The following is a 25,955-nucleotide window of genomic DNA, read 5'->3' on the forward strand; positions in this document are numbered from 1 at the left end:
AATCAAACCTGCTGTCGATGGCCTCCCGGCCGCGCTTGCCTGCCCGCGTTTGCGCTGCCTACACTCACTTCGGAGACGCGGACTGGTGGCGCGACGCGGTCTCGGCGTCGAGCATCTCCCGCAGCCTCACGAACAAAGGCGCCGTAGCTGTGTGCTTGCGGCCGTACCCCAGGTTGAAGGCATAGTCGAAATCGGGCGGATTATCGCCCTGGTTGTGCTGGAGGATGGTTTCCAGCTTGTCGAAGGCTTTCACCGCCTGGGCTTCTGGCGTGGCGGCGGCTTCATACTCGTCCCACAGGGCAATGATTTCCGCGCGCAGTGGCGGGTCGAGGTCGCGCGTCAGGGTATGCAAGTCTTCGCGTTCCTGCGCTGACTTGCCGGGATGGGCGTGTTGGTGGATCGCAGGAATGTCGCCATGGATCGCTTCGCCGAGGTCGTGCACGATGCACAGCTTCAGCACGCGGTTGAGATCCAGCCCAGGCAGTTCGTCGGCGAACACCAGCGCCATCAGCGCCAGCCGCCAACTATGCTCGGCGGTGCTTTCCGGCCGTCCGGCCGAAGTGAAACCGCTGCGCAGGACGCTCTTCAGCCGTTCCGCTTCGCGCAGAAATTCCAGCCGGCCCGCCAACATTGACTCATTCATGGTGTGCTCCTGTCAGAGCCACGAGTTTACGCAATTTGGAGGTTGTATGTCACCAGGATTCAAGCTGCCAGATAAATGGTGGCAATGGCTGCTGGTCTATTCCGGACTGGCCATTGCCCTCATCCCTGTCGTCACCGATTATCTCAAGTCCAGTGAAGGCGACAAACAGTTCGCACTCTGGACCAGGAATATCAGCTGCGTCGAGGCGCCCTTCGCCGGCGTCGTGAACGAATTCAATGTGCAGACCTCGGCCACGATCTGCAAATCGGGCGATGTCCTGGTCCGGTTTATCGGCCCCGGCGACAAGCGGGCCTACCGCTGGGTGCCGGTGGAGCTATTCGGCCTGCGCAGCGCAGGCAGCTTCAGCCTGATCGGCAATGCAATGGCCCAGGCGCCACGGGCGCGCCAGCGTGAAGAGATCATCTGTCAATGGACGCTGCCCAACGGCTGGGTCATTCGCAGGGTGAAGATCAACGACAGCTGTTTTGAAGAACAGATATGGGGCGCCACGGGTGAAGTCAAGGGGCGGCGGTCAGTCGACTGCCGCGCCCCTTGCCGCTGAGCTCAAGCCTTGCGGAAGGCCAGCTCGTTGCCCTCGGCATCGATGCGGATCGTGTCTTTCGGCCCAAAGCGGCCTTCCAGGATCAGTTTCGACAACGGATTTTCGATCTGCTGCTGCACCGCGCGCTTCAGCGGACGCGCACCGTACACCGGGTCGTAGCCCGCCTCGGCGATCTTCTGCAGGGCCGCGTCGGTGACTTCCATCCCCATGTCCATGCGCTTCAGGCGCTGCTCCAGGATCTGCAGCTGGATGCGGGCAATCGAACCGATATGCTTGTCGTCCAGGCCGTGGAACACCACGATCTCGTCGATCCGGTTGATGAACTCCGGACGGAAGTGGCCACGCACCTCGGCCATCACCGCCAGCTTCACCACTGCCGGATCGGATTCGTCCAGCGACTGGATCTTCTGCGAGCCCAGGTTCGAGGTCATGATCACCACCGTGTTCTTGAAGTCCACGGTGCGGCCCTGCCCGTCCGTCATGCGGCCGTCATCCAGCACTTGCAGCAGCACGTTGAACACGTCCGGGTGCGCTTTCTCGATCTCGTCCAGCAGGATCACGCTGTAAGGCTTGCGGCGCACGGCTTCGGTCAGGTAGCCGCCCTCGTCGTAACCCACATAGCCTGGCGGCGCGCCGATCAGGCGAGCCACCGAATGCTTCTCCATGAATTCGCTCATGTCGATGCGGATCAGCGATTCCTCCGAATCGAACAGGAAGTTCGCCAGCGCCTTGGTCAGCTCGGTCTTGCCGACGCCGGTCGGGCCGAGGAACATGAAGGAGCCGTACGGACGGTTCGGGTCCGACAGGCCTGCACGCGAACGTCGGATGGCGTCGGCCACCGCGCTGATCGCTTCGTCCTGTCCCACCACGCGCTCGTGCAGCTTCTCTTCGATGTGCAGCAGCTTGTCGCGCTCGCCCTGCATCATGCGCGACACGGGAATGCCGGTCGCGCGCGATACCACCTCGGCGATTTCCTCCGCCCCGACCTGGGTGCGCAGCAGCTTCGGCTTGTCGCCCGCCTGCTCGGCGGCGCCGGCGGCTTCGGCCTGCTTCAGTTGCGACTCCAGCTCCGGCAGCTTGCCGTACTGGAGCTCGGACACGCGCTGCCAGTTGGAAGCGCGGGTCGCCTCTTCCATCTGCTGCTTGATGCGTTCGATTTCCTCCTTGATGTGGGTAGTGCCTTGCACATTGGCTTTTTCAGCCTTCAGCACTTCCTCGTAATCGTTGTATTCGCGCTGCAGCTTGGCGATTTCATCGTCCAGCAGTTGCAGGCGGGCGCGCGAGGCTTCGTCCTTTTCGCGCTTGACCGCTTCCTTCTCGATCTTGAGCTGGATCAGGCGGCGTTCGAGCTTGTCCATCACCTCCGGCTTGGAGTCGATCTCGATCTTGATCTTGGACGCGGCTTCGTCGATCAGATCGATCGCCTTGTCGGGCAGGAAGCGGTCGGTGATGTAGCGGTGCGACAGCTCCGCCGCCGCGATGATCGCCGGGTCGGTGATCTCCACCTTGTGGTGCAGCTCGTACTTGTCCTGCAAGCCGCGCAGGATGGCGATGGTGGCCTCCACGCTTGGCTCGTCGACCAGGATCTTCTGGAAGCGGCGCTCCAGCGCGGCATCCTTTTCGATGTATTTGCGGTATTCGTCAAGCGTGGTCGCACCGAGGCAATGCAATTCGCCGCGCGCCAGCGCAGGCTTCAGCATATTGCCGGCGTCCATGGCGCCTTCGGCCTTGCCGGCGCCGACCATGGTGTGCAGCTCGTCGATGAAGACGATGGTCTGGCCCTCGTCCTGCGCCAGCTCCTTCAGCACGGATTTCAGGCGCTCCTCGAACTCGCCGCGGTACTTGGCGCCGGCCAGCAGGGCCGCCATGTCGAGCGACAGCACGCGCTTGCCGCGCAGGGAGTCCGGCACCTCATTGTTGACGATGCGCTGGGCCAAGCCCTCCACGATGGCGGTCTTGCCCACGCCCGGTTCGCCGATCAGCACAGGATTGTTCTTGGTACGTCGCTGCAGTACCTGGATGGCGCGGCGGATCTCGTCGTCGCGGCCGATCACCGGGTCCAGCTTGCCCATGCGGGCACGCTCGGTCAGGTCGAGGGTGTATTTTTTCAGCGCTTCGCGCTGGCCTTCCGCTTCCTGCGAATCGACCTTGGCGCCGCCGCGCACGGCGTCGATGGCGGTTTCCAGGGCTTTGCGCTGCAGGCCGTTCTCACGTGCCAGCTTACCGGCGTCGCCCTTGTCTTCCGTGATCGCCAGCAGCACCATTTCGCTGGAGACGAACTGGTCGCCGCGCTTCTGCGTTTCGCGGTCGGCCTGGTTCAGCATGTTGACGAACTCGCGGCTGACCGTCACGTCGCCGCCGGACACCTTGGGCATGCGCTCCAGCGCATGCTTCAACGCCTGCGCCAGCCCGCCGACATTCACGCCGGCGCGCTGCAGCAGCGAGCGCGCGCCGCCGTCTTCCTGGTTCAACAGGGCCAGCAGCAGGTGCGCGGGTTCAATGTATTGGTTGTCGTTGCCGACGGCCAGGCTCTGGGCATCGGCGAGTGCTTCTTGCAGTTTTGTTGTGAGTTTGTCTTGGCGCATTTCAAACGCTCCTGATGAATTGTCAAGGACAACATGAGGATGCGTTGTTACATTTCAAGACCACTTCTTTAACGCATCGTCGTCGCTCGTGCGTGCATCAACCCAGCGGGCGCCCTCGGGCGTCTGTTCCTTCTTCCAGAACGGCGCCTCGGTCTTGAGGTAATCGATAATAAATTCACAAGCCGAGAAGCCCTCGCCCCGGTGCGGTGAAGTGACCGCCACCAGAACGATCTGGTCCATGGGCTTGAGCGGCCCGACGCGATGAATGACCAGCGCACCATAGATCGGCCAGCGGGCCTTGGCCTGGTCGATAATGGCCTGGATCGACTGCTCGGTCATGCCCGGGTAATGCTCCAGCTCCATTTCGGCAACCGCGGCGCCCTCGTTCAGGTCGCGCACCGTGCCAACGAAACTGACTATAGCGCCAACCTTGGCGTTCCCGGCGCGCAGTTGCGCCACTTCATGCGACAGGTCGAAATCTTCTTCCTGGATGCTTACTTCGCTCATTTACCCTCCGCCCCGGTCTTGCGGAACAGCTGCTCGATGCGGCTGGCAGTACGTGCGTCCACCAGTGCGGGCATGGCACACAAGGCAAGGAACTGGGCGGCGTGGCTGGCCGGCTTCTGGCCGGACTTGAGGGAGGATTGCAACACTTCTACCTGCATTTTCAATCGGTCTTTCGCAAATTCGGCGCCGCTGTCGATGCCGGCCATGATTTCGAGGCGCAGCACTTCGGACAGCAGGCGTTGACGGTTGGTTTCCAGTTGGCCGGCGTAGTCGGAGCGCGCAGCAGCGCCCTCCCCGACTGCTTTCAGCGCGGCGTCGAAGCGGGCGCGCAAGGTGCGCTCCTGCTCGGCCGGCAGGGCTGCCAGGGATTGCCAACGATTGTTCCAGTCGGCGCTGTCGATTTCGCCGGCTCCGGCCAGCGCGCTTTCCAGTGCCTGTGCCAGGCGCAGCTTTTCACGCAGGGCGTTGGCTTGTGCCGCGCCGGCGCGCTTGCGGATGGCGTCAGCCTGCGCTTGCAAGGCGCCGACGGCGGCGCGGTAGCGCTGGTCGATCTTCTGCTCGCTGGCGCGCGGCACCACGCCGGAAGCATGCCATGCGGCGGCAGCATCTTTCAGGGCCTTGCCGATGGCCGCCAGGACGGCCTTGTCGTCGCCTTCGAAGGCCGCCGACTCGAGGCCGGCGCAAATCGCTTCGCGCGCGTGCAAGTGGGCCTTGCGTTCGTGGTCCGCCGCGTGGGCGTGTTCCTTGCGCCTGGCGAAAATCTGGTCGCAGGCGGCACGGAATTTCTGCCACAAAGCCTGCTCGGTCTTGCGCTCCAGCGGCAAGGCGCGGGCATGGCCCTGCCAGGACTCCTGCAGGCGGCGCAAGGTGTCGATGGTGTGGCGGTCCAGCGGATTGAGCTTGCCCACCTCTTCGATCAATTGCTCGCGGCGCGCCACTTCGATCTTGCGCTGCGAATCGAGGGGCGCCATCAGCGCGTCCATCGCCTTGCTGAAGGCCGCGTCCAGCCGTTTCTTGTCCTTGCGGTCGATCGTACCCAGGCGGCTCCAGGCCTGGCGCAGGCGTTGCGTCGACGATGCCAGGGTGCGCCAGTCGTGCGTGTGCGGCAGGTTGCCAGAGGCCGATTCCTCGCGGTCGACCTGGGCGCCGCCCGCAGCCTCCAGTTGCGCGCTGTCCTTGGCGATCAGGGCATTTGCCTCGTCGACCAATTGTTGCGCTTTCGCCGCATTAGCGTGGCGCTCGTCGGCCAGGTGCTTGAAGTGGGCGGCGGCTGGAGCGTATGCGGCGGTGCAGGCGGCGTCGAATTTTTCCCACAAGGACTTGGGCGCGGCGCCGGATACGCCGTCCAGCGCCTTCCAGCGTTCGCGCATGCTGCCGACCTTCTTGGCCAGCTCGCTCATCCCCAGGCCCTCGGCAGGCAGGCTTTCGACGGCGTGCACCAGCTCTTCACGCGAGACATTGCCGCCCCAGCGCGCCCAATCGCCCAGGCGCTTGAAGTCGGCCCGCGCATGGGCCAGGCGCTCGGCCTGGGCTGGCGACAGGCGGCCGGTCTTGCTTTCCTTCAGGGTTTTATCGTGCTCTGCGGCAATGTGGAGCTGGCCTTGCGCCAGTGCGGTTTCCATCGCTTCGACCAGGTCCATGAACTGGCGGTTGGCTTCCTGCTCGGCGGGCGATGGCTTGTGTTTTTCCTTTGGTGGGCGCGGCGGGCGGGCGGCCAGCGCATCGTGGCCGTCGGCGTGCGTGACGGCCTCGCTATGCGGCGGTACCGGCGGCGCGCTGGCGCCAGGCGCCGGAGCGGCATCGTCCACTGCGCTTGCTGCGGCGCCCTTGGCGGGGACGCGTTCGGCCTCGGCGGCCTCGGCGGCCACTGCTGCCGCTGGCGCGGCGGCGGGCTGCTGCGCGGCGCGTTCCGCAGCCAGGGCAGCATCGAAATCGTTCAGCAGGTGGCGCGGCAGAGATCCGCGCTCGGGCGAGGCCAGGTGTGCCGCATGTTCGCTGGCCAGGCGCTCCAGTTCGACGGGATCGGGATGCTTGCGCAAGACTGCCAGCGCATCAATCATCGCTCGCTGCAGGGAGACCTGTGCTTCGAGGCGTTCGCCCAGCGCATCGCGGATATGGGTAAATTCAGCCGCAGCGGACGGCGCGGCATCGACCACCTTCCATTGACGGTCCAGGTCAGCCACCAGATTGGGCGTCAACTTTTCATCAGCCAACAAGCGCTGCGCCAGAGCAATACAGGCCTGCGCCTGCTTCTGTTCGGCCTGCACATGACGGATGGCGTCCAGGCGCCCTTGCACCAACTTGGCCACCCGGCGGTCCGAGTTGCGCACCGCCTGCTGCACTTTCTCCAGCGCCGCCTGCGAGACGACGTGTTCGGCTGCCGCCAGCCGCACGTCGGCAAATTCACTGTTCAGGATGAGCTCGACCGCAGCAGCCTCGTCGCCCGCAAGGTTGCGGGCCAGCTCGGCTTGCGCCGCGCGGCGTTCTGCGGGAGTGCCGAGCGGCGCCTGCGACCCGCCCGGGCTCGGCTGGCCGGCAACGCTGGCCTGGCTGGCCTGCTGCTTGAAAAGGAACTCAAACATAGTTGTGCTATGAATGGATCAAAACCACCATCATAGCGCAGCGCCGCCCGGCAGGGGCGGCGAATGCAGGCATGGCGTGTTCAGGCCGTGTCCGCAGCGGCGCGATGGGCCAAACGCGTGCGCCGGTGGTAGCGCAGCTTCGGCACAGGAACCACGAGCTCGTCTTCGCTGCGCAGGGAGGCACGCACCTGCTTGGCTTCCAACAAGGCTTTCCTGTCTTTTTCGGCGGAGGCCGGCACGCGGCGCGCTTCCACCACTTGAGCATCATGGGCCAGGAATTTGTTCGCGATATCGAACCAGGCTTCGCCGCCAATGGTGGCGCGGGCAATCGCAAACAATTCCTTTTCCTCTTTCTCCAGGCGCTGCAACAGCACCGTGCAGAAAGTCTCGATCGATTCGCAGATCTCCGTCACTTGCTGTTCGCTGTACTCCACCGCCGAGTCGAGTTCAGCCTGCAACCGCCGGATCACCGACAAGGCAGACTGGTTCAGCCGGCTCAGCTCGTCGAGCAGCTGGTTGGCCTGTTCCGTCGCATTTTGCAGGGCCGGAATCAGGTACAGCTCGATCTTGCGCCAATGGCAGGCCTGGTACAGGCGCTCCAGGGTTTCGCAAGCATATTCAAGCTGGGAGAGCGTCAGGCGCTGTTGCCGCAACAGCGTCGATTGCACGTATTTTTGAAACGACAGCAGGCTAAGGCGCACGTTAGCCTGTTCAACGGAAAGCGCAACTAATGTATATGTGGCCGTTAACATTCTTGCTCCCAAATATCGCTACGCGGAAACGGAAGTACAAGTGTAAATTAGCCCGACAGGTTCACTTTGACGTACATCAAGGTAACGCCATTCGCCCTCCACAATTTAGGAGGTTTTCAAATCCAGCGCAATGCGAAGATCAACCATACCAGCTTCTCGCGACGCCGTCACTGTTCCGCCAAATCTTCGCATCAGTTGTTGCATTCCGATATTCTCCGACAGGGCTTCGCCCGTGATTTCGCGCGTCCCGCGGCTGCCGAAATAGTCAAGCAATTTCTGGAACAGGATATTTCCCAATCCTTTGCCTTTCAGATCGGAACGCACGATGATCGCGAACTCCGCTTTCTGGTTGTCCGGGTCGGCTACCGCGCGCACCACGCCCAGTGTCTCCGGCTGGCCATCGGCGCCGGTGCGGGTGGCGATGAAGGCCATGGCGCGGTCGTAGTCGATCTGGGTCAGGCGCGCAAGCTGGGTCGGCGGCAATTCCTTCATCGCCGAGAAAAAACGCAGGCGCACATCGTCGGGGTCGAGCTGGCTGAAAAAGCGCACGTGGGCCGGGGCATCTTCCGGCCGGATCGGGCGCAGCAACAGGGCGGCGCCCTGCCACTGGATTTCCTGCTCCAGCTCTTGCGGATAGGGGCGGATCGCCATGCTGCTTTCGGCGCGGCGCGGGCCCAGCGCGGCCCGTGCGGCATGCACCTGCAGCACGCCGTCCACCACGGTGACTGAGTCGATTTCCAGCGCGGCGATTTCGCCGATGTCGGCCACCAGTTCGGCCACATGCACCAGCGCGCTGCACAGGGTTTCGCGTTCGTCGACCAGGGCGCGGCCGACGCCCGTACGCCGCAGCATGTCGCGCGCCAGCACGGTATTCAAGGGCGGCAGGCCGACGGCGCGGTCGTCCACCACGCGCCCGGCGCTGCCGCCCAGGCCAACGCTGATGGCGGGCCCGAAGACAGGGTCGACCTGCATGGCGATGCGCAGCTGCTGCACATTGCCGCCGGCCGGCTCGCTTGCCAGCGGCAGGCCGTAGGCCGCCAGCACGGCGGCCAGGTCGGCGCGCGCCAGCTCGGCCTGGCCGGCGGCGCGCGCCGCTTCCACCAGGTTGCGCGCCGCCTGCCGCTCCGGCACCGAATGCGCGGGCACCTGGGCCGGAACCTCGATCAGCAAGGCCTGGTTGCGCGAATACTGCACCACCTGGCTGTAGGCGCGCACGGCTTTTTCGGGCGTGTCGTAGGTCGGCAGGCCGGCATCGGCGAAGACCTGCCGCGCGCCGGCCACCGAGGCGCCGCCCAGCCAGCAGGAGAGCACGCTGCGGCCGCTCTGGCGCAGCAAGGGCGCCAAGGCCTGCGCCACGCCGGTGCTGGCTGCGGCCGACGATGGCGCGTGCACCACCAGCAATGCATCGGCGCCCGGGTCGGCCAGCAAGGCGCTGGCTACGGCGGCATGGCGTTCGGCACTGGCTTCGCCGCCGATGTCGATCGGGTTGGCCAGCAGCAGCCCGGGCGGCAGCTCGTTGCGCAGGCGCTTGCCGGTATCGGGCGAGAATTGCGCCAGCTTGCCGTGCACGTATTGCAGCGCGTCGGCGGCAAGCTTGCCGGTGCCGCTGCCGTTGCTCATGATGGCCAGGCGCGTGCCGCGCGTGGGCCTTGCGCGCGCCACCGTTTCGACCGCGTCGAACAGGTCGGCCGAGGAATACACGCGCAGCATGCCGGCGCGGCGGATCACGGCGTCGTACACCTTGTCGTCGCCGCTACGGCCGGCCTTCAGCACCACGACCGGCTTGCCGCGCGCCGCCAGCCGCGCGGCGGAAATGAATTTGCGGGCGCAGCTCACCGATTCGATGTGCATGATGATGGCGCTCGTGTCATCGTCCGCCGCCAGGTAGTCCAGCATGTCGCCCAGGTCGATATCGCCGCCCTCCACCACCGATACCACGCGCGAGAAGCCGATGCCGTGCAGCTGTGCCCAGTCCAGCACCGCCGTCATCACGGTCGCCGACTGGGAAATGAAGGCGGTCTTGCCCGGCTTGGCGCCGGCGTGGGCGGCACTGGCGTTCAGGCCCGCCAGCGGCGCCAGCAGGCCGATGCCGCCAGGGCCGAGGATGCGCAGCAGGTATGGGCGCGCCGCCCGCATGATCTGCTGGCCGATGGTAGCGCTGACCGGCGTCAGGATGATGGCGCCGCGCGTGCCGCGGGCGCCCAGGTCGGCGATCAGGGCCGGGACAGTTTCGGGCGGCGTGCAGATGATGGCCAGGTCCGGCGCGCGCGGCAGGGCCGACAGGCGCGGGTAGCATGGAATGCCGCGCAGCTGCTCGTATTTAGGATTGACGGGCCAGATCGCGCCGGCAAAGCCGCTTTCCGCCATGTTGTTCATCACCTGGGTACCCATGCGGTCGGGCCGCAGCGAGGCGCCGAAAATGGCCACCGAACCGGGGTCGAACAGGCTGTCCATATTCCTGATGCTCATGGCGGCTTTCCCTTACCAGCGTGAGTAGTGGTCCTCGGTCACGCCTGCCAGTTGCGTGACGATGCGTTTCGGCCCTTCCGGCTCGCTGCGTACCCAGCCGCTGAAGTGGCCCACCGGCTGGATGTAGCGGCTGGCAGCTACCAGCAGGTTGCGGTCCTGGCGGCGCGCGCCGTCGGGGGTAAAGAACAGCTCCAGCTGGTCGTCTTCGGTGAAGATGTGCCAGCGCTGCATGGGGTCGTGCGGGTCGAAGATGAAATGCGCAGGAGCCAGCGGCACCACTTCGCCATCGATCCAGAGCGCATTTTCGTGGCCGCCGAAATAGCCCGATTGCAGGTTGAAGCCCATTTCCAGGTTGTGCCCGGAGGCCCAGCGCCACGAAGTTTCACGTGCCAGCAGGCCGTTCGAATAATCGAAGCTGGCCACGCCTCCATCGAGCTTGTATTGGTCGCGGAAGGTGCGTATTTCACCGTTCAAAGGCATGCCGGGCGACTTCTGCGTGCCGTGCAGCGCCCCGCCCGCCACCGGCCCTGTCGCCAGCAGCAGCGGCGCGATCGGCGGCCCGAATTCTGCGTCGATCTCCATGTAGGGGCAGCGCAAGGCCAACTGGAAGCGTTCGCCTTCCAGCGGTTCGATGCTGACCTGGGCGCTGCGCGTGCGGAACCAGCTTGCCGCGCCGGCGTGCTCGCCGACGCCGACCGACATCCGGCCCGGCAGGCCGTCTTGCGAGAAGTTGGCCATCATATCGTTGTCGTTGCGATCGAAGGCGTAGGCGAAGCAGGTGCTGGTCCAGCCCAGGTCGACGATGGCAACTGCCGCCATCACCTGCTCCGAAACCAGCGAGACGTAATGCCATTTCTTGTGATGGAAGCGGCGCCACAGTCTGCCGCGCGCATGCTCGCCAGCCAGCAAATGCCAGTCGAAAGATTGCGTCGCGCCGGAAAAGCGGCCCAGCAAGGGCTTGCCGTCGGTGCCCACCACGCGTTGCGGCGCCGGGGCGAGCTTCATTGTTCGACTCCCTGGCCGTCCAGCTCCGCCTGCAGCGTGGCGGCGAATCCGGGCGGCTCGCTGGCCTGCACCTGCACCTGCGGGCAGCCATGCCAGTTGGCCAGGCGCTGCACCGCGCCGGCAACGTCGCGCACGAAGCGCTCGCTGACGCGGGCGCCCGGCTCCAGCACCAGGTTTTTCAGTTCGAACGTGCCGCCGCGGCGATGCGCCTTGGCGTCGATGCGGCCCACTAGTGCGCCGCGGCGCAGGATAGGCAGCGTGAAGTAGCCGTAGCGGCGCTTTTCGGCTGGCGTATAGCACTCAAGCCGGTAATCGAAGTCGAACAGGTCCAGGGCGCGGCGGCGGTCCCACACTACCGGGTCGAAAGGCGACAGGATGGTGGTGAGCGTCGGCGACAGGCTGCCTTCGGCTGCCGCTTGCGCCAGGTCCGCCAGGTCGTGGTGGATGTACACCGGGTCTTTCCATCCGTCGACGCGGGCGCGCAGAAGCAAGCCTTCCTCGGCCAGCGCTTCGAGGTCGGGACGCGGCGGCTTGGTGCGGTAGTAATCGGCCACCCAGGCGCTGCGCGCAAGACCCAGGGCGCGCACCGATTTCAGCGCCAGTTCGCGCCGGGTTTCATCCATGCCGGGCATGCGGCTGTCGTCCCAATCCGGCAGCACGCGCTCGGCCAGGTCGTACACGCGCTGGAAATTCTGGCGCCGCGCGATCATCAGCTCGCCGGCGGTGAACAGCACTTCCAGCGAGCGCTTCTCCGGCTTCCATTCCCACCATCCGCCGCCCTTGCCGTCGGTACGCTCGAAATCGGCGGAGCGCACCGGCCCATTGCTGCGGATATGCTGCAGCACGCGCTCGACGTCGGCGCGCCGTTCCTTCATCCACTGCGCCGAATACTTCCATCCCATCGCGCTCGGATCGACCATGCGATGGCGCAGCAGGCGGTAATCTTCGATCGGCACGAAGCACGCTTCATGCGCCCAGTATTCGAACAGCGCCCCTTCGGCCAGGTGCTCTTCCAGCCAGGGCTGGGGATAGTCGCCCAGGCGGCTCCACAACACCAGGTAGGGGCTGCGCGCCACCACATGGATGGTGTCGATCTGCAGCACGCCCATGCTGCGGATCGCTTCCAGCACGTCGCCTTTCTGCGCCTTGCGCCGGCGCGGTTGCAGCAGGCCTTGCGCGGCCAGGTGCAAGGCACGTGCCGCGGCGAGGGAGAGATTCAGTTCGGTCAAGACTCGATTCCTGTAGGGTGTGAACGCCTATTCTAATAGCGAATTGACAGTATTTCTTGGCATTTTGCGAATGATGGTGGCTGCCAGGCAGCATTGATCCGTTTTTTTTGACCCCGCTGCCGGGGTTTGAGTGCAAAATAAGCCTGTGCCAACATCCACCGCCCGTCAGATTTTCCGCAAGCTGTATCGCATGATACTGCTGCCCTCTTTCACGCTGGTTTTGCTGGTGGTAATGTGGGCCGACGTGTTCTACCAGCTCAGGCAGGACGCTGAAAGTGCGCATTACGACGCCGTCCAGCACAGCCATTCGCTGGCGCGCACGCTGGCCGAGCACTCCGGCCATTTGCTACGCCAGGCGGACCATGCCACCCAGCTTTTCAAGCTCAAGTTCGAAGAAACCAACGGCGCCCTGCGCCTGCCCGAATTCAGCAAACGCGGCGGCCTGCTGGACTCCGTCATGCCGGCCCGCCTCGAATTGCCGATCGCCCTGATCGACGCCAACGGCAAGCTGGTGGAGAGCATGCACGGCGTTTTCCCGGCCAATTCGGCCAACCTGGGATTCTTCAAGGCCCTTGCCACGACAGCCGGCGACGCAGCCCTGGTCACCAACCCGATGGTGGAACCGATCACCAGGAAGTGGCAAATCCAGATCGCACGCCGGCTGGACGACAAGGCTGGCAAGTTCGCCGGCGTGATCGTGCTGATGATCGACCCGGCCTATTTCGTCGAGGACTACGACCGCCTGCACGTGGACGAAGGCGGGCTGGTCATGCTGATCAGCCGCGACACCGCCCTGGCCACCGGCCGCGTCGACGAGAAGCTGTTCATCACCGACACCATCGACTACGTCGCGCCGGCCGACCCGGTCAACTTGCCGGAAGAACTGCTGCTCAAGACTCCTATCGACAAAACGGAGCGCATCTACGGCTTTCGCGACATGCCGCGCTACTCGCTCACCGCCGTGGTGGGCGACGCCAAACAGCACGCGCTGGCCAAGTACTATAGCCAGCGGCGCCTGTACTTTGGCGTCACCGCCATCGTTTCGGTGGTGGTGCTGGTATTCAGCCTCCTGCTCACGCAGCAGGCGCAGCGCCTGCGCGAGAGCACCCGCGAAGCGACCTACGCGCGCGAAAAGCTGCACGCCGCCGTCGATGCCAGCCTTGACGCCCTGTTCCTGATCAAGGCCTGCCGCGCCGGCGGCAACGCCGGCGCGATTACCGATTTCATCCTGGTCGACGTGAACGAGCGCGGCGCCCGCATCCTCGGCCACTCCTCCGACGACGCGCTGGGCAAGCGCATGGGCGACATGCTTCCCCTCTGGCATAGCGAGGGCATGTTCGACAAATGCATGGGCGTGATGCGCACCGGCGAGCCGCTGGAAGAGGAATTCGAATCGGCTGTATTCGGCGAACCGCTCTGGCTGCGGCACCAGATCGTCGCCATCGAGGACGGCGTCGCCGTCACCGCGCGCAATATCACCGAGCGCAAACGTTCGGAAATGGCCGTGCGCCAGAACCAGGCGGAGCTGCAGGCTGTCAACGATGCCTCGCCGCTTGGCCTGGTGCGCGCTGACAAGGACGGCAAATGCACCTACGTCAACCGGACATTCGAAGCGATTACCGGCATGCAGCGCGACGCGGCGCTGGGGGACGGCTGGTTCGATGCCGTCCATCCCAACGACCGCGACATGCTGCGCGCTTCGCTGCGCCACCTGAATACGACCCAGCAGGCCTTCCAGGAAACCCTGCGCTGCGTGCACCCGGACGGCAAGATAGTCTGGACCTCGATCAAGGTGGCCCCGATCGTGATCGACGATGCAATAGCCGGCTATGTCGGAACGCTGGACGACATCACGCTGGTGCGCAAGTCCGTCATGGCCCTGCGCGAAAGCGAGGCGCGCCTGCGCACCATCGCCGATACCCTGCCCGCCATGATCGCCTACGTCGACTTCGAAGAGATCTATCGCTTCCACAACCTCGCCTATGAGCGTGAATTCAGCAAGACAGGCCTGCAGGTCACGGGCCGCACGGTGCAGGAAACGGTCGGCGAGAAGCGCTATGCCTTGCTGCAACCCTACATCGCACGTGTCTTGCGCGGCGAGACCCTGACCTTTGAGGAAGAAGACGACACCGGCGACCACCTGCGCACTTACGACGTGGTCTACATTCCGCAGCTGGACGAAGACGGCATCACCGTGATCGGCTTCCACGTGATGCGCCAGGACGTGACGGCGCAAAAGCGCGAGAAACAGCGCCTGCTCAAGCTGTCGCAAGTCGATGCGCTGACCGGGCTCACCAACCGCGCCGGCTTCCTGCAAAAACTGAGCGAGACCATGGCGGCCTGCCGCGAGGGCGGAAGCCTGATGGCGGTGATGTACCTCGACATCGACCGTTTCAAGCCGGTCAACGATACCTACGGCCATGCGGTTGGCGATGCGCTGCTCAAGGCATTTTCGGCGCGGCTGTCCAATACCGTTCGCGCCAGCGATACCGTGGCGCGCCTGGGCGGCGATGAATTCACCATCATCATGGACCATATCTCCAGGACCGAGGACGCCGCCGTCACCGCGTCCAAGATCGTGCACGCCATGCAGCAACCTTTCGAGCTCGATGGCATCATGGCCAATGTCTCGACCAGTATCGGCCTGACCTATTACCGCGATGAAGATCTCAGCCCCGCAGAATTGCTGAAACGTGCCGACCTGCTGTTGTATGAAGCCAAACAGGCTGGACGCAATACCTTCCGCAGCGGCGAGCCGTTGCCGGCAATACGCTCTCCGAACGCGGCCTGACCGGGATCAAGACATCGGACAGCCGTTTGCGCTATATTTGCGCTTCCCACGCCCAGCCTTACATTTCATGCGCCTGCTGCACACTTCCGACTGGCACCTTGGCCAGTCGCTGCATAATTTTGACCGCCACTACGAGCACCAGCGCTTCCTGGACTGGCTGCTGGACACCATCGTGTCCGAACAAGCCGATGCCTTGCTGGTGGCCGGCGATATTTTCGACAACGCCAATCCGTCTGCGGCCTCGCAGCGCCAGCTCTACGGATTCCTTCAGCAAGCCCGCGCCCGCGCGCCGCAGCTTGACATTGTCGTCATTGCAGGCAATCACGACTCTCCCGGCCGCCTTGAAGCTCCCGGCCCTTTGCTGGAGATGCACGGCACCACAGTGGTCGGCTACCCGCACCGCGATGCGAACGGCAATATCGACATGGAACGCATGCTGGTGCCGCTGACAGGGAAAAACGGCGCCGTGGCGGCCTGGGTCCTGGCCGTTCCCTTCCTGCGCCATGGCGACGTGCCGCGCATACCGGCCGTGGAAGCCGCCACTGGAGAGGACGCCGCGCCGCAGCCCGATCCCTATCTTTCCGGCATCGCGGAACTGTACCGCCAGGCACTGGAACTGGCGGGCGCCCGCGCCGCCGAAGGCCAGGCGATTGTCGCAATGGGCCACTGCCATATGGTCAGCGGCACCATGTCGGCCGAATCCGAGCGCCGCATCGTCATTGGCGGCACGGAGATGCTCCCCACCGGCATCTTCCCGCCGCCGATTGCCTACGCGGCACTGGGTCACCTGCATCTTGCCCAGCAAGTCGGCCCGCATGCGCATATCCGCTACTGCGGCAGCCCGATTCCGCTGTCCTTTGCCGAAACGGGCTACCGGCACCAGGTCCTGCGTATCGACCTGGAAGGCGCCCAGGTGGCGGAAATAAGCGTCCTGCCGGTCCCGCGTGCCGTGCAGTTGCTGCGCGTGCCGGAAAAGCCGGCCACGCTGGAAGAGGTGAAAGCCGCCCTGGCCGCCATCGACCTGCCGGAAGCGCCATTGGAACAGCAGCCGCTGCTCGAAGTACGCATCAAGCTCACCGCGCCGGAGCCCGGCCTGCGCGCCGCCGTCGAAGAAGCGCTGCAAGGCAAGCCTGTCCGCCTGGCGAAAATCGAGACTTCGAGCGCCGCCCGCGCTTCCTTTGAAGAAGCCGCCTTGTCGCTCGACCAGTTGGCTACCCTGCAGCCGGACGACATCTTCAAGCGCCTCTACCAGCAACGCTATGGCGCCGAAGCGCCCGCCGAACAACTGGCAGCCTTTGCGGAACTGGTGCAGCCATGAGAGTCCTGCGCATCGCCGGCAAGAATCTTGCCTCGCTGGCCGACGAGTTCTGCGTCGACTTCACCGCCCAGCCGCTCTCCGAAGCGGGCCTGTTCGCCATCAGCGGCCCGACCGGAGCCGGCAAGAGCACCCTGCTCGACGCCCTGTGCCTGGCGCTATACGACGACACCCCGCGCCTGCACAAGGCGGACGGCAAGACGCCCGACGTCGGCGACCCGGTGTCGTCGCAAGACCCGCGCACCTTGCTGCGCCGCGGCGCCGCCGAAGGCTGGGCCGAAGTCGACTTCGTCGGCAACGATGGCGCATCCTATCGCGCGCGCTGGAACGTCTGGCGCGCCCGCACCAAGGCCGCCGGCGCTTTGCAGCCAACGATCATGACGCTGCACAAGCTGCCGGGACTGCAGCCGCTGGGCCATAAAAAGACCGAGGTCATGGCGGAAATCGTGCAGCGCATCGGCTTGAGCTTCGAGCAGTTCACGCGCGCCGTGCTGCTGGCGCAGAACGAGTTCTCGGCCTTTCTCAAGGCCAGGGACGACGAGCGCGGCGCCCTGCTGGAGACCCTGACCGGCAGCGGCATCTACAGCGAAATCTCAAAGCGTGCTTTTGAACGCTGGCGCGCCGAGGAACTGGCTTTGAAGGCCCTCAGCGCGGGCTTGGCGAACCAGCAGCCGCTGTCGCCGGATCAACGTGCCGCAATCGTCACCCAGGCCGAAGCCGCCGAAATAGCGCTGCACGCCGCGGCCCGGCGCGTCGCAACGCTGGAAGCCGAACTGCGCTGGCACCAGCAAGCCGAACGACTGGCCGCAGCGGCACAGCAGGCACGCGAACATCTCCGGCAGCGGCAGCACGATTCCGACGCCGCAGCGCCGCGCCGCGCCGTGCTGGCGCAACTGGATGCCGTGCAACCGGCGCGCGCACTGGACGATGAAGTGGTTCGCCTTGCAGCCGAACGCGCCGCCACGCAAGCGGCGATTTCCCTCGCAGAGCAGGAAGCTGAACGCACTCGCCTGGCACTGGAAGTGCTGGGCGGCGATGTCCATCAGGCCGGCGCCGCGCTGGCCGCGGCCGAAGGCGCGCAGCAGGACGCGGTGCCGCTGCTGGACCAGGCGAAAGTACTCGATGCGCGCCTGGAATCGTTGCAGTCGGCCGTCACCCAGGCTGCCAGCGCCCGCGACGCCGCAGCCCAGGCCGACGCCGCGGCACGCACCGCCCTGGCCGCACGCGAAGCGCAGCAACAGGCCCTCGCCGACGAGCAGCACGATTGCGAACAATGGCTGGCCGCGCACCAGCACTGGTCGGCGCTGGCCCGCGACTGGGCGCGCTGGGATGTGCTGTTTGCGCAGGCCGGCCAGCAAGCCGACCGCGCCGATAAACACTCGCAAGCGCTGGCCGCCGTGCAGCAAACCGCCGCCCGCCAGCGACAGGACGAACACCAGGCGCGCAACGGCTTCGCTGCCGCCACCGAGCGTTTGCGCCAGGCCGAATCGCAGCGCGAGCTGGCCACGAAAGCCCTCGCAGGCATCGATGCCGACAGTATCGCCCGGCAGCGCCAGCACCTCGACCGGCGCCGCATGCTGCTGGCCGAAGCAAGCGCCGCCTGGCAAGAGCTGGCGCAGCTCGGCACCCGCCAGCAGGACCTGGCGACGCGCAGCGCTTTACTGCAGGCTGCCCGCGACAGTGCCGAAGCCGAAGCTGCCGCTGGCCGCCAAGCCAACGCCGCATTGTTCGCCGCCTCGGCGCAGGCCGAACGCTCGCTGAAACTGGCCGAAGCGGCCACCGGCGAAAGCGTCGAAAAGCTGCGTGCCACGCTGCAGGACGACTGCCCCTGCCCGGTTTGCGGCTCGCACCAGCATCCATACCGGAACGAGGATGGCCCGCTGCGCGCCATGCTGGCGCAACTGCAGGCCGAAGTGCACGACTGCCGCGACAAGCTGCAGCGCAATATCAAGCACGAGGCCGAGCAGCAGGCCCGCCTCCAGTCCAGCATTGAACAGTTGGTGGCTATCGGCGTCGAGCAGCACAGCATCGGCAACGCGCTGGCCAACGTCCAGCCCCGCTGGCAAGCTGCGCGCTCCGCCCTGGCGGAGCACGCCGGCCAGGCTGGCGGCGACGAGGACAATACCGGCTGGCTCGCCGCGCATGCGGAGGCGCTGCAATCGGCATTGCACGCCCTGGAAGGCCAGGAACAGTCCCACCGCCAGGCCGCCCGCGTCCGCGAGGTCGCGCAAACTGCCTGTGAACAGGCAAACGCCGATTGCAGTCGCCACCAGCAGGCCCTGTCCGCAGCCCAAGCCGCCCTGGCCCAGGCCGAAGCGCAGCACAAAGCCCTGGACCAGCAGCGTATCGACACCGCCCTGCAAATTGCCGACCTGCTCGACCAGCTTGACGCCCCGTTGGCACGCGACGGCTGGCAAGACGAATGGAAGGAAAGCCCGGCGCGCTTCCACGAGCAGCGCGCGCGCGAATGCAGGCAATGGCAGGCGCAACGCCAGTCCGCGGATGAGCGCAGCAACGCAATTGCCGCCCTGTCCATCGAGGTGCAGTCCTTGCGCGCCGCCCAGGAACGCTGCGCTGCCGAAGCCCTCGCTACGCAGGCCGCTGCCGAAGCAGCGTGCGCCGCACGCGACGCCGCGGCCGCCGAACGCCAGGGGCTCTGGCAAGGCCGCCCAGTGCGCGAAGTGGAATCCGAATTGCGCGCGACAATCGACGCCGCCCGCACCGCCCTGCAAGCGCGCCAGGAATCGGCCCAGCAGGCCGCCCAGCAGCGTACCCGCGCCGACGAAATCCACGTGCAGGCCAGGCAACGCCTCACCGCACTGGACGCCGCCGCGGAAAATGCCGACGCCCGCCTGCAAGCCTGGCTCACCGACAACCAGCCCCTGGGCATCGAAAGCCTGGAAGCACTGCGCGCCCTGCTCGCCCACTCCCAGCAGGCGATCCGCGACGAACGCATCTTCCTGCAGGCGATCGACCAGGCACTGGCATCCGCCAATGCAGTGCAAGCCGAACGCGAAGCGCAACACGCCGAACACCTGGCCGGCGCGCCCGAAGGCGAGCAACGCAGCGCTGCCGAACTGGAACAGGCCCTGGCGGCCCTGCAGGAAGAGCGCAAGCGAGCGCACGACCATGCCGCCGCCCTCAAGCTGCAACTGGCGCAGGACGACGACCGCCGCAAAGCCGCAGAAGCCCTGCTGGCCGACATCGCGCGCCAGCAGGAAACGGAACGCCGCTGGGCGCAACTGAGTGAGCTGATCGGCTCGGCCGACGGCAAGAAGTTCCGCAACTACGCCCAGCAATTCACGCTGGACGTGTTGATCGGCTACGCCAACGCCCACCTGTCGCAACTGGCGCCGCGCTACCAGCTCGAACGCATCGACAACCCCGCCCAGCCTTCGCTTGGACTGCTGGTGCGCGACCTGCACATGGGCGATGAAAAACGCTCCGTGCACTCGCTCTCTGGCGGCGAATCGTTCCTGGTATCGCTGGCCATGGCGCTCGGCCTGGCTTCGCTCTCGTCCAACCGCGTGCGGGTGGAATCGCTGTTCATCGACGAAGGCTTCGGCAGCCTGGATGCGGAAACCCTGCGCGTCGCCATGGACGCGCTGGATGGTTTGCAATCGATGGGGAGAAAAGTGGGCGTGATCTCCCACGTGCAGGAAATGACCGAACGGATCTCTACCCGGATCGTGGTGCAGCCCGCAACCAGCGGCCGCAGCGCAGTCTCAGTCAGCTAAGCGCCAGGTGCGCTGGTCCTGCTCGACGCGCACCATTTCCCAACCGAGTTCGCGGCGGATCTGTTGCGGGTCGGGCAAGGGACGGCGTTCTTCCTGGCGCGACTGCAGCCAGTTGCGCACTGCTTCCTTGCTTGGTTGCCTGGACTTATCCATCGTAAACCTCCATCGGCATGACGGTCACTCCTTCAACGCAAGAAGTGGCCGCCAGTTGACGGAAAGCGCCTGCCAATTTGTTATGATGTGTAAATGGGAATCGGCGCCATATCATCGTCGGGCAGCTACGCGCCGCAGGCAAGCGCACCTGCGCGCAGCGCTACGCGCAGCGAATCGACCCAGCAGCAATATTCCCCCGAAGACCAGGCAAAAATCGACCAGCTCAAGGCGAGCGACCTCAAGGTGCGCCAGCATGAGCAGGCCCACCTTGCCGCCGCCGGCAGCCTGGCCACCTCAGGCGCCACTTACACCTACCAACGCGGTCCGGACGGCGTGAATTATGCCGTGGGCGGCGAAGTCAATATCGACACCTCGCCCGGCCGCACGCCCGAAGAAACCATCGACAAGGCGCGCCAGGTGCAGGCGGCGGCGCTGGCACCGGCCGACCCGTCCGGCCAGGACCGCAGCGTGGCCGCGCGCGCCGGCCAGATGGCGCTGCAAGCCCAGGCCGAGCTTTCGGCGAAGCAACAAACAGTCCAGCATGCCTACGGTCTTTCCGAAAAGCAAGCAACGATTGATATCTTTGCCTGATAAAATCGTTCTTTTGCCCGGAGTCTAGGCCATGTTCCTGAAAGCCCCACGCACCCTCACTTTCAAATGCGCAAAATGCAGCAAAGCAGTTAAGGTTGCATTGCAGAAAACTTCTGCGTGCTCGCACATTACGCCGTACTATGGTGTCTGCACCTGCGGGGAAGTGAAACTGCACGCCACCGGCGCCCCGGAAGCGGTCAAGTCCTACCTGGAGTCAAACGGCTTGTGGACTCATCACCATTGATAAACCTCAAGAAATCCAGAAACTTGCCGTATCTGGGGTAGTACCCCTAAAAGGTTTCCTATCATGAACCCTCTCAACTCCATCGGCCCACGTCAGTACCAGAACTCTTCCTTGTCACCTGCCACTTCGCAGGCGGAAAGCAAGCCTTCGCGCGCCAATGCTGTGAGGGACGTGAATGCAGATAGCCCGGTTTCGCTGTCCAGCAACGCGGTCGACCTGCAAAAGCGTGTCGACCAATTGGGCAACAGAACCGTCGACATGGCACAGAGCCTGATCGGCAGCTTTGCCAAAAATTTACTCGGCGACAATGCCGAGGGCGCCAAGATTTCCTTCGACTCCGTCGCGCTGGAATCGAATGCCAGTTTCGCTGCCGGTGCGCTGCATGCCGAAGGTGCCGATGGCGTGGCCGATGCCCTGGGCTTCAGCCTGAACGAGAACTCCCACTTCCTCGGCAAAGGCACCATCACCACCGCCGACGGCCGCAAGCTGAGCTTTGAAGTGGAAATCCAGTACGAAGCCACGATGACCGCCGGCGCGGCATCCAACGTGCCATCGCGCCGCAAGGATCAAGCCGACCAGAACCCTGCCATGCCATTGCCGGAAGTAGAATTCCCGGACATCGACTTCCCTGGCAGCCTGGCCGACCTGTTCCGCCTGATGGACCGCAATATCAGCGCCACGCTCAAGCAGCAGAACGAACAAGGCCAGGAGAGCGACGCCGGCAACCTGACCATGCGCCTGCTCAAGCTGGTCGATGCGGAATCGCCACTGGATACCTACCTGCCAGCTAACGCCAGCGAAAAGGCCAAGGCTTACGGCCGGCTGCAATCCGAGCCGGGCCAGGCTGCGGAACTGGCGCATGCCGCCAACGCCGCCCGCCAGGCCGCGCGTAATGGCGAAATCGACCCGCCGAGCGACGACATCGATCCACCGGCGACCGAGATTGACCCACCGGCAACCGATATCGATCCACCGGAAGCCGCCGCCGCCCCGATTGACCCGCCAGCGCCAGCCATCGCCCCGGCCCCTGAAGAACCGCCAGCAGCCTGAGCCCGCGTATAATGGCTGCCTCCTGAATTGAAATTCGGGGTCAGGTCTGGCAATCGGACAAAATGTCCGATTGCCAGACCTGACCCCGAATTTCATTAGAAAAGCCACTATGCAAGCAATCCACTGGACAGAACAAGGCGAGACGCGCTCTGCGCGCTGGCATTCCGAATCGGGCAATCCGCCGCCCAAGCGCGTGCAGGTCGCAGACGACACCATGAACGCCGACGTCGCCTATCGCCTCGCCTGCGAAGGCACCGCCCTGCTGTGGCGCGGCGATTTCCAGAACGCGCGCCAATTGCTGCAAGCGCTGGCCCGTCGCGCCGACCATAAGAAAGCCAAAGGCGGCAAGGGCCGCAAGGTCGCCCCCGCAAAAACACCGGCCAGCGCCACCGAGGCCTTCCACCTGCACCGCCAAGCCCAGTCGCAGCGCGCCCGCACGCTGGCCATGCTGCTGGTCCCTTTCGAACCCGGCTACCGCATTCCCTTGCGCCGCGCACCTGACGTGGCGTTGGCCTGCAACGAGGCTTATGGCCGTGGCGAAGATGCCTTCGTGATTTCCCTGCGCGAGCTGCAAGGCCTTATCGGAGCCCACGAGTGGCGCAAGGCTGGCGTGCCGGTGGCTGCGCTGGGCGAACGTATCCACCCGCATTACGGCGTGTTTTCGCCTGTGCGCGGGGAGTATGTGCAGCTTGTGGCCGATGCTCCGCTGCCGAAAGGCGCTTTGGAGCTGGCTTTCGATATCGGCGCGGGTACCGGCGTGCTGTCCGCTGTGCTGGCCAAGCGCGGTGTGAAGCACGTGATCGCCACTGATATGGACAAGCGTGCCCTCAGTTGCGCCCGCGACAACCTTTCCCGCCTGATGCTGGACGACCAGGTCGAACTGCTGGAGGCAGATTTGTTCCCTCCCGGCCAGGCGCCGCTGGTGGTCTGTAATCCGCCTTGGGTGCCGGCCCGCCCTAACTCCTCGGTGGAGCATGCTGTCTACGATACTGACAGCCGCATGCTGCGCGGCTTCCTGTCCGGCCTGAAGGCCCACCTGGCGCCAAACGGCGAAGGTTGGCTGATTCTGTCCGACCTGGCCGAGCACCTCGGCCTGCGTTCGCGCGCGGAACTGGAAGAATGGATCGCCGCTGCCGGCCTGATAGTGCTGGGCCGCCTCGACGCGCGCCCAGTCCATCCGAAAGCCAGCGACGCCAGCGACCCGCTCCATGCCGCCCGCTCGTCAGAGATTACTTCTCTCTGGCGCCTGGGAATCGCATAAATCGACCTTGCGGAACCGAAATGTGTGAGCTATAATGCTTGCCTCAGACGCGGGGTGGAGCAGTCTGGCAGCTCGTCGGGCTCATAACCCGAAGGTCACAGGTTCAAATCCTGTCCCCGCAACCAGATTCAAAAAGCCGTTGCCTTTGCAACGGCTTTTTTCATTTCCGGGTGCGCCAATGCAGATGTCAACGTGCTTACGCTGGATCCCAGTCCTCTTCTTGGCTGCCTGCGCCAGCCCTGGCAAGCAGGCCGACATTCTCGCCCAAAAGCTCAGCGCCGATATCCTGGCCGCCGACAGCGCCACGCTGACCCTGGAAAAATGGTGTGCCGACCATGCCATGGCGGCCGAACCGAAGATCGTGGCCCGCCTGGTGCGCGGCACGGATAAACCTGCGGCCGCAGAAACCCTTGCCCGGCTGGGCGTAACGAGCGCCGAAATCAAATATCGCCGCGTACAGCTTTACTGTGGCGCACACCTGTTTTCCGAAGCGGATAACTGGTACGTTCCCAGCCGCCTGACGCCGGAGATGAATCGCCTGCTGGACGAAACCGATGCGCCGTTCGGCAAAGTGGTGCGGCCATTGGCGCCTTATCGCCGCACCTTCTCCAGCACCATGCTGCATTCGCCAACCGCGCTGTTTGAACATGCCGCGGTACTGTACTCCGCCTCCCGGCAGCCCATCGCCGAAGTGCGCGAAACCTACCAGCGCGGGGTTCTCGCATTTTTGTAGTCGAGCTGTCACAATTGCACGCGACAGAACCGCAAGGAGCAACGCGTGAACCAAAAAGACACTTCAAAAGACCTGCCAGCCAGCCCTGCGCGCCGCCGCATCTTCCAGGCAGCCGGCGCCGCCGGCCTTGCCGCCAGCCTGCCCGGCGTGACTGCAGCTCCGGCGGTGAAATCGACACAGCCAGCCAAGGCCATGTCGCTGGACGACAAGCTGCAGGCCAACGTCAAGAACGTGGTGGTGATCTACCTGGAGAACCGCAGTTTCAACAACCTGTTCGCCGATTTCCCCGGCCTTGCTTCGCCAATGTCGGCGCTGAAGCCAGCCGACTACCAGCAGCGCGACTACGATGGCAGCATCCTGCCGACACTCCCGAAAGTCTGGGGCGGCCTGGTGCCGGTACCGCAGGATATCGCCGGCAAGCGTTACGAACTCAAAGAGGACCAGCTGACCGGCCTGCCGAACGCACCATTCAAGCTGGTCGACGCCGAAGGCAAGCCGCTGCCGGAATCGGTCATCACGCGCGACCTGTGGCACCTGTTCTACCAGAACCAGATGCAGATCAACGGCGGCAAGAACGATAGCTTCGTCGCCTGGGGCAATACCGGCGGGATGGTCATGGGCTACTACGGCGAGATGGAAAAGAACCTCGGCCTGTGGCAGGTGGCCCGCCAGTACACCTTGTGCGACAACTTCTTCATGGCGGCTTTCGGCGGCTCCTACCTGAACCACCAGTTCCTGGTCTCGGGCCGCTGCCCGGTGTACCCGAATGCAGCCAATAGCCCGGCCAAGCGCAAGATCGCGGTGCTGTCCGATGGCCCGACCGGCCACACCCTGGCCCTTGATCCAAAGAGTCCGAAATCCGCACTGGAAGGCCGGCCGCATTACGTGAATGACGGCGCTATCACCCCGGATGGTTTCGCTGTCAACACCATGGCTCCGCCGTACCAGCCAAGCTTTGTTCGCCCCGCGCCCGGCGGCGATCCCCTGCACGCCAATCCGGAAGACCCGGCCTACCTGCCGCCGCAAACATACGACACCATCGGCGACCTGCTTTCGCGCAAGGGCGTGAGCTGGGCCTGGTACGGCGGCGCATTCCAGGCTGCGCTCGACCACAAGGGCGGCGGCACCAAGCCGAATTTCCAGTACCACCACCAGCCGTTCAATTACTTCGCCAGCTTCGCGCCTGGCAGCGCGCAACGCGCCGCCCACATCCGAGACGGCGGCCTGGGTGACAGCCCGATTTCGAACAAGTTCCTGGCCGATGTGGTGGCAGGCAAGCTGCCGGCGGTAAGCTTCTACAAGCCGCAGGGCAACCTGAACCTTCATGCCGGCTACTCGGATATCGAGTCCGGCGACCAGCACATCGTCAACGTGCTGGAGCACCTGAAGAAATCGCCGCAGTGGGAAAACATGGTGGTGGTGGTGACATTCGACGAAAACGGCGGCTGGTGGGACCACGTGGCGCCGCCGAAGGGCGACCGCTGGGGCCCGGGTTCGCGCATCCCGGCCATCATCGTGTCGCCGTTCGCCAAGAAGTCGACGGTGGACCACAGTTTCTACGACACCACCTCGATCCTGCGCTTCATCACCCGCCTGCATGGCCTGCCGTTGCTGGAAGGCCTGGCCGAGCGCAACAAGGCCTTCGCCGATCGCGGCGCCTTGCCGCCGGGTGACCTGACGGGAGCCCTCGCCTTCCGTTGACATGGTTGCCCGTGTTACAATTCGCCGGTTCTAAAAGGAAGCCCG

The 25,955-nt window shown here is 64.9% G+C and carries 18 protein-coding genes and 1 tRNA gene; 10 read left to right on the forward strand and 9 right to left on the reverse strand.

The window, feature by feature from the left end; genetic code table 11:
• Nucleotides 1-64 precede the first annotated feature (64 nt).
• The gene (locus tag ACN9MW_RS21160) at nt 65-643 is read right to left on the reverse strand and encodes an HD domain-containing protein (RefSeq protein ID WP_426162497.1); all 579 of its coding nucleotides are present in this window, start codon (nt 641-643) and stop codon (nt 65-67) included.
• Nucleotides 644-689: 46 nt separating this feature from the next.
• Here ACN9MW_RS21160 and ACN9MW_RS21165 point away from each other — a divergent pair, with 46 nt between their 5' ends.
• On the forward strand, nt 690-1,205 hold the full coding sequence (locus tag ACN9MW_RS21165; protein WP_426162498.1) for a hypothetical protein: 516 nt from the start codon (nt 690-692) through the stop codon (nt 1,203-1,205).
• 2 nt (nt 1,206-1,207) lie between these two features.
• On the opposite strand, the gene clpB is transcribed toward ACN9MW_RS21165, so the two are convergent.
• The 7 genes from clpB to ACN9MW_RS21200 form a co-directional block, all read right to left on the reverse strand.
• On the reverse strand, nt 1,208-3,790 hold the full coding sequence (clpB, locus tag ACN9MW_RS21170) for an ATP-dependent chaperone ClpB (protein ID WP_426162500.1): 2,583 nt from the start codon (nt 3,788-3,790) through the stop codon (nt 1,208-1,210).
• Between the two features lie 54 nt (nt 3,791-3,844).
• Complete coding sequence (locus ACN9MW_RS21175) at nt 3,845-4,297, reverse strand: molybdenum cofactor biosynthesis protein MoaE (RefSeq protein ID WP_426162502.1); 453 nt, start codon at nt 4,295-4,297, stop codon at nt 3,845-3,847.
• Nucleotides 4,294-6,879, reverse strand: coding sequence for a DUF349 domain-containing protein (locus ACN9MW_RS21180; protein WP_426162503.1), 2,586 nt, complete (start codon nt 6,877-6,879; stop codon nt 4,294-4,296). Before ACN9MW_RS21180 ends, ACN9MW_RS21175 begins: the two co-directional genes overlap by 4 nt.
• An 80-nt stretch (nt 6,880-6,959) precedes the next feature.
• Nucleotides 6,960-7,631 (reverse strand): hemerythrin domain-containing protein, encoded by a 672-nt coding sequence (locus ACN9MW_RS21185; RefSeq protein WP_426162504.1) that lies wholly within the window; start codon nt 7,629-7,631, stop codon nt 6,960-6,962.
• A gap of 105 nt (nt 7,632-7,736) precedes the next feature.
• Nucleotides 7,737-10,100, reverse strand: coding sequence for a bifunctional acetate--CoA ligase family protein/GNAT family N-acetyltransferase (locus ACN9MW_RS21190; RefSeq protein ID WP_426162505.1), 2,364 nt, complete (start codon nt 10,098-10,100; stop codon nt 7,737-7,739).
• Between the two features lie 12 nt (nt 10,101-10,112).
• A complete protein-coding gene (locus tag ACN9MW_RS21195) occupies nt 10,113-11,105 on the reverse strand; it encodes a DUF2804 domain-containing protein (protein ID WP_426162506.1) in 993 nt (330 codons plus the stop codon).
• Nucleotides 11,102-12,334, reverse strand: a complete 1,233-nt coding sequence (locus tag ACN9MW_RS21200; RefSeq protein WP_426162507.1) for a winged helix-turn-helix domain-containing protein — start codon at nt 12,332-12,334, stop codon at nt 11,102-11,104. The genes ACN9MW_RS21195 and ACN9MW_RS21200 overlap by 4 nt, the downstream gene beginning before the upstream one ends.
• A 190-nt stretch (nt 12,335-12,524) precedes the next feature.
• On the opposite strand from ACN9MW_RS21200, the gene ACN9MW_RS21205 reads away from it, so the two are divergent.
• From ACN9MW_RS21205 to ACN9MW_RS21215, 3 genes are all read left to right on the forward strand, one after another.
• The gene (locus ACN9MW_RS21205; protein WP_426162509.1) at nt 12,525-15,125 is read left to right on the forward strand and encodes a diguanylate cyclase domain-containing protein; all 2,601 of its coding nucleotides are present in this window, start codon (nt 12,525-12,527) and stop codon (nt 15,123-15,125) included.
• 67 nt (nt 15,126-15,192) lie between these two features.
• Nucleotides 15,193-16,443 carry an exonuclease SbcCD subunit D C-terminal domain-containing protein gene (locus tag ACN9MW_RS21210; protein ID WP_426162510.1) on the forward strand — a complete coding sequence of 417 codons (1,251 nt, stop codon included), beginning with the start codon at nt 15,193-15,195 and terminating at the stop codon, nt 16,441-16,443.
• Complete coding sequence (locus tag ACN9MW_RS21215; RefSeq protein WP_426162511.1) at nt 16,440-20,177, forward strand: AAA family ATPase; 3,738 nt, start codon at nt 16,440-16,442, stop codon at nt 20,175-20,177. Before ACN9MW_RS21210 ends, ACN9MW_RS21215 begins: the two co-directional genes overlap by 4 nt.
• Here ACN9MW_RS21215 and ACN9MW_RS21220 read toward each other — a convergent pair.
• Entirely contained in the window at nt 20,166-20,330 is a 165-nt protein-coding gene (locus ACN9MW_RS21220; RefSeq protein WP_426162512.1) for a hypothetical protein, read from the reverse strand. The two genes, ACN9MW_RS21215 and ACN9MW_RS21220, sit on opposite strands and share 12 nt — an antisense overlap.
• Nucleotides 20,331-20,423: 93 nt before the next feature.
• On the opposite strand from ACN9MW_RS21220, the gene ACN9MW_RS21225 reads away from it, so the two are divergent.
• From ACN9MW_RS21225 to ACN9MW_RS21250, 6 genes are all read left to right on the forward strand, one after another.
• On the forward strand, nt 20,424-20,921 hold the full coding sequence (locus tag ACN9MW_RS21225) for a putative metalloprotease CJM1_0395 family protein (protein WP_426162513.1): 498 nt from the start codon (nt 20,424-20,426) through the stop codon (nt 20,919-20,921).
• A gap of 307 nt (nt 20,922-21,228) precedes the next feature.
• Nucleotides 21,229-22,215, forward strand: coding sequence for a hypothetical protein (locus tag ACN9MW_RS21230; protein ID WP_426162514.1), 987 nt, complete (start codon nt 21,229-21,231; stop codon nt 22,213-22,215).
• A 109-nt stretch (nt 22,216-22,324) separates the two neighbouring features.
• The gene (locus tag ACN9MW_RS21235) at nt 22,325-23,476 is read left to right on the forward strand and encodes a methyltransferase (protein WP_426162515.1); all 1,152 of its coding nucleotides are present in this window, start codon (nt 22,325-22,327) and stop codon (nt 23,474-23,476) included.
• A gap of 48 nt (nt 23,477-23,524) precedes the next feature.
• Nucleotides 23,525-23,601 (forward strand) — tRNA-Met (locus ACN9MW_RS21240).
• A gap of 95 nt (nt 23,602-23,696) precedes the next feature.
• Nucleotides 23,697-24,209 carry a hypothetical protein gene (locus ACN9MW_RS21245; protein ID WP_426162517.1) on the forward strand — a complete coding sequence of 171 codons (513 nt, stop codon included), beginning with the start codon at nt 23,697-23,699 and terminating at the stop codon, nt 24,207-24,209.
• Nucleotides 24,210-24,254: 45 nt separating this feature from the next.
• Nucleotides 24,255-25,910, forward strand: coding sequence for an acid phosphatase (locus ACN9MW_RS21250; RefSeq protein ID WP_426162518.1), 1,656 nt, complete (start codon nt 24,255-24,257; stop codon nt 25,908-25,910).
• The last annotated feature ends 45 nt before the right edge of the window (nt 25,911-25,955 follow it).

This window comes from Pseudoduganella sp. R-34 (genome assembly GCF_049904655.1).
Lineage (GTDB): Bacteria > Pseudomonadota > Gammaproteobacteria > Burkholderiales > Burkholderiaceae_D > Rugamonas.

Coding starts and splice junctions, on each gene's coding strand:
- ACN9MW_RS21160 (WP_426162497.1), bottom strand. CDS start 643: ATGAATGAGTCAATGTTGGCGGGCCGGCTGGAATTTCTGCGCGAAGCG.
- ACN9MW_RS21165 (WP_426162498.1), top strand. CDS start 690: ATGTCACCAGGATTCAAGCTGCCAGATAAATGGTGGCAATGGCTGCTG.
- clpB (WP_426162500.1), bottom strand. CDS start 3,790: ATGCGCCAAGACAAACTCACAACAAAACTGCAAGAAGCACTCGCCGAT.
- ACN9MW_RS21175 (WP_426162502.1), bottom strand. CDS start 4,297: ATGAGCGAAGTAAGCATCCAGGAAGAAGATTTCGACCTGTCGCATGAA.
- ACN9MW_RS21180 (WP_426162503.1), bottom strand. CDS start 6,879: ATGTTTGAGTTCCTTTTCAAGCAGCAGGCCAGCCAGGCCAGCGTTGCC.
- ACN9MW_RS21185 (WP_426162504.1), bottom strand. CDS start 7,631: ATGTTAACGGCCACATATACATTAGTTGCGCTTTCCGTTGAACAGGCT.
- ACN9MW_RS21190 (WP_426162505.1), bottom strand. CDS start 10,100: ATGAGCATCAGGAATATGGACAGCCTGTTCGACCCCGGTTCGGTGGCC.
- ACN9MW_RS21195 (WP_426162506.1), bottom strand. CDS start 11,105: ATGAAGCTCGCCCCGGCGCCGCAACGCGTGGTGGGCACCGACGGCAAG.
- ACN9MW_RS21205 (WP_426162509.1), top strand. CDS start 12,525: ATGATACTGCTGCCCTCTTTCACGCTGGTTTTGCTGGTGGTAATGTGG.
- ACN9MW_RS21210 (WP_426162510.1), top strand. CDS start 15,193: ATGCGCCTGCTGCACACTTCCGACTGGCACCTTGGCCAGTCGCTGCAT.
- ACN9MW_RS21215 (WP_426162511.1), top strand. CDS start 16,440: ATGAGAGTCCTGCGCATCGCCGGCAAGAATCTTGCCTCGCTGGCCGAC.
- ACN9MW_RS21220 (WP_426162512.1), bottom strand. CDS start 20,330: ATGGATAAGTCCAGGCAACCAAGCAAGGAAGCAGTGCGCAACTGGCTG.
- ACN9MW_RS21225 (WP_426162513.1), top strand. CDS start 20,424: ATGGGAATCGGCGCCATATCATCGTCGGGCAGCTACGCGCCGCAGGCA.
- ACN9MW_RS21230 (WP_426162514.1), top strand. CDS start 21,229: ATGAACCCTCTCAACTCCATCGGCCCACGTCAGTACCAGAACTCTTCC.
- ACN9MW_RS21235 (WP_426162515.1), top strand. CDS start 22,325: ATGCAAGCAATCCACTGGACAGAACAAGGCGAGACGCGCTCTGCGCGC.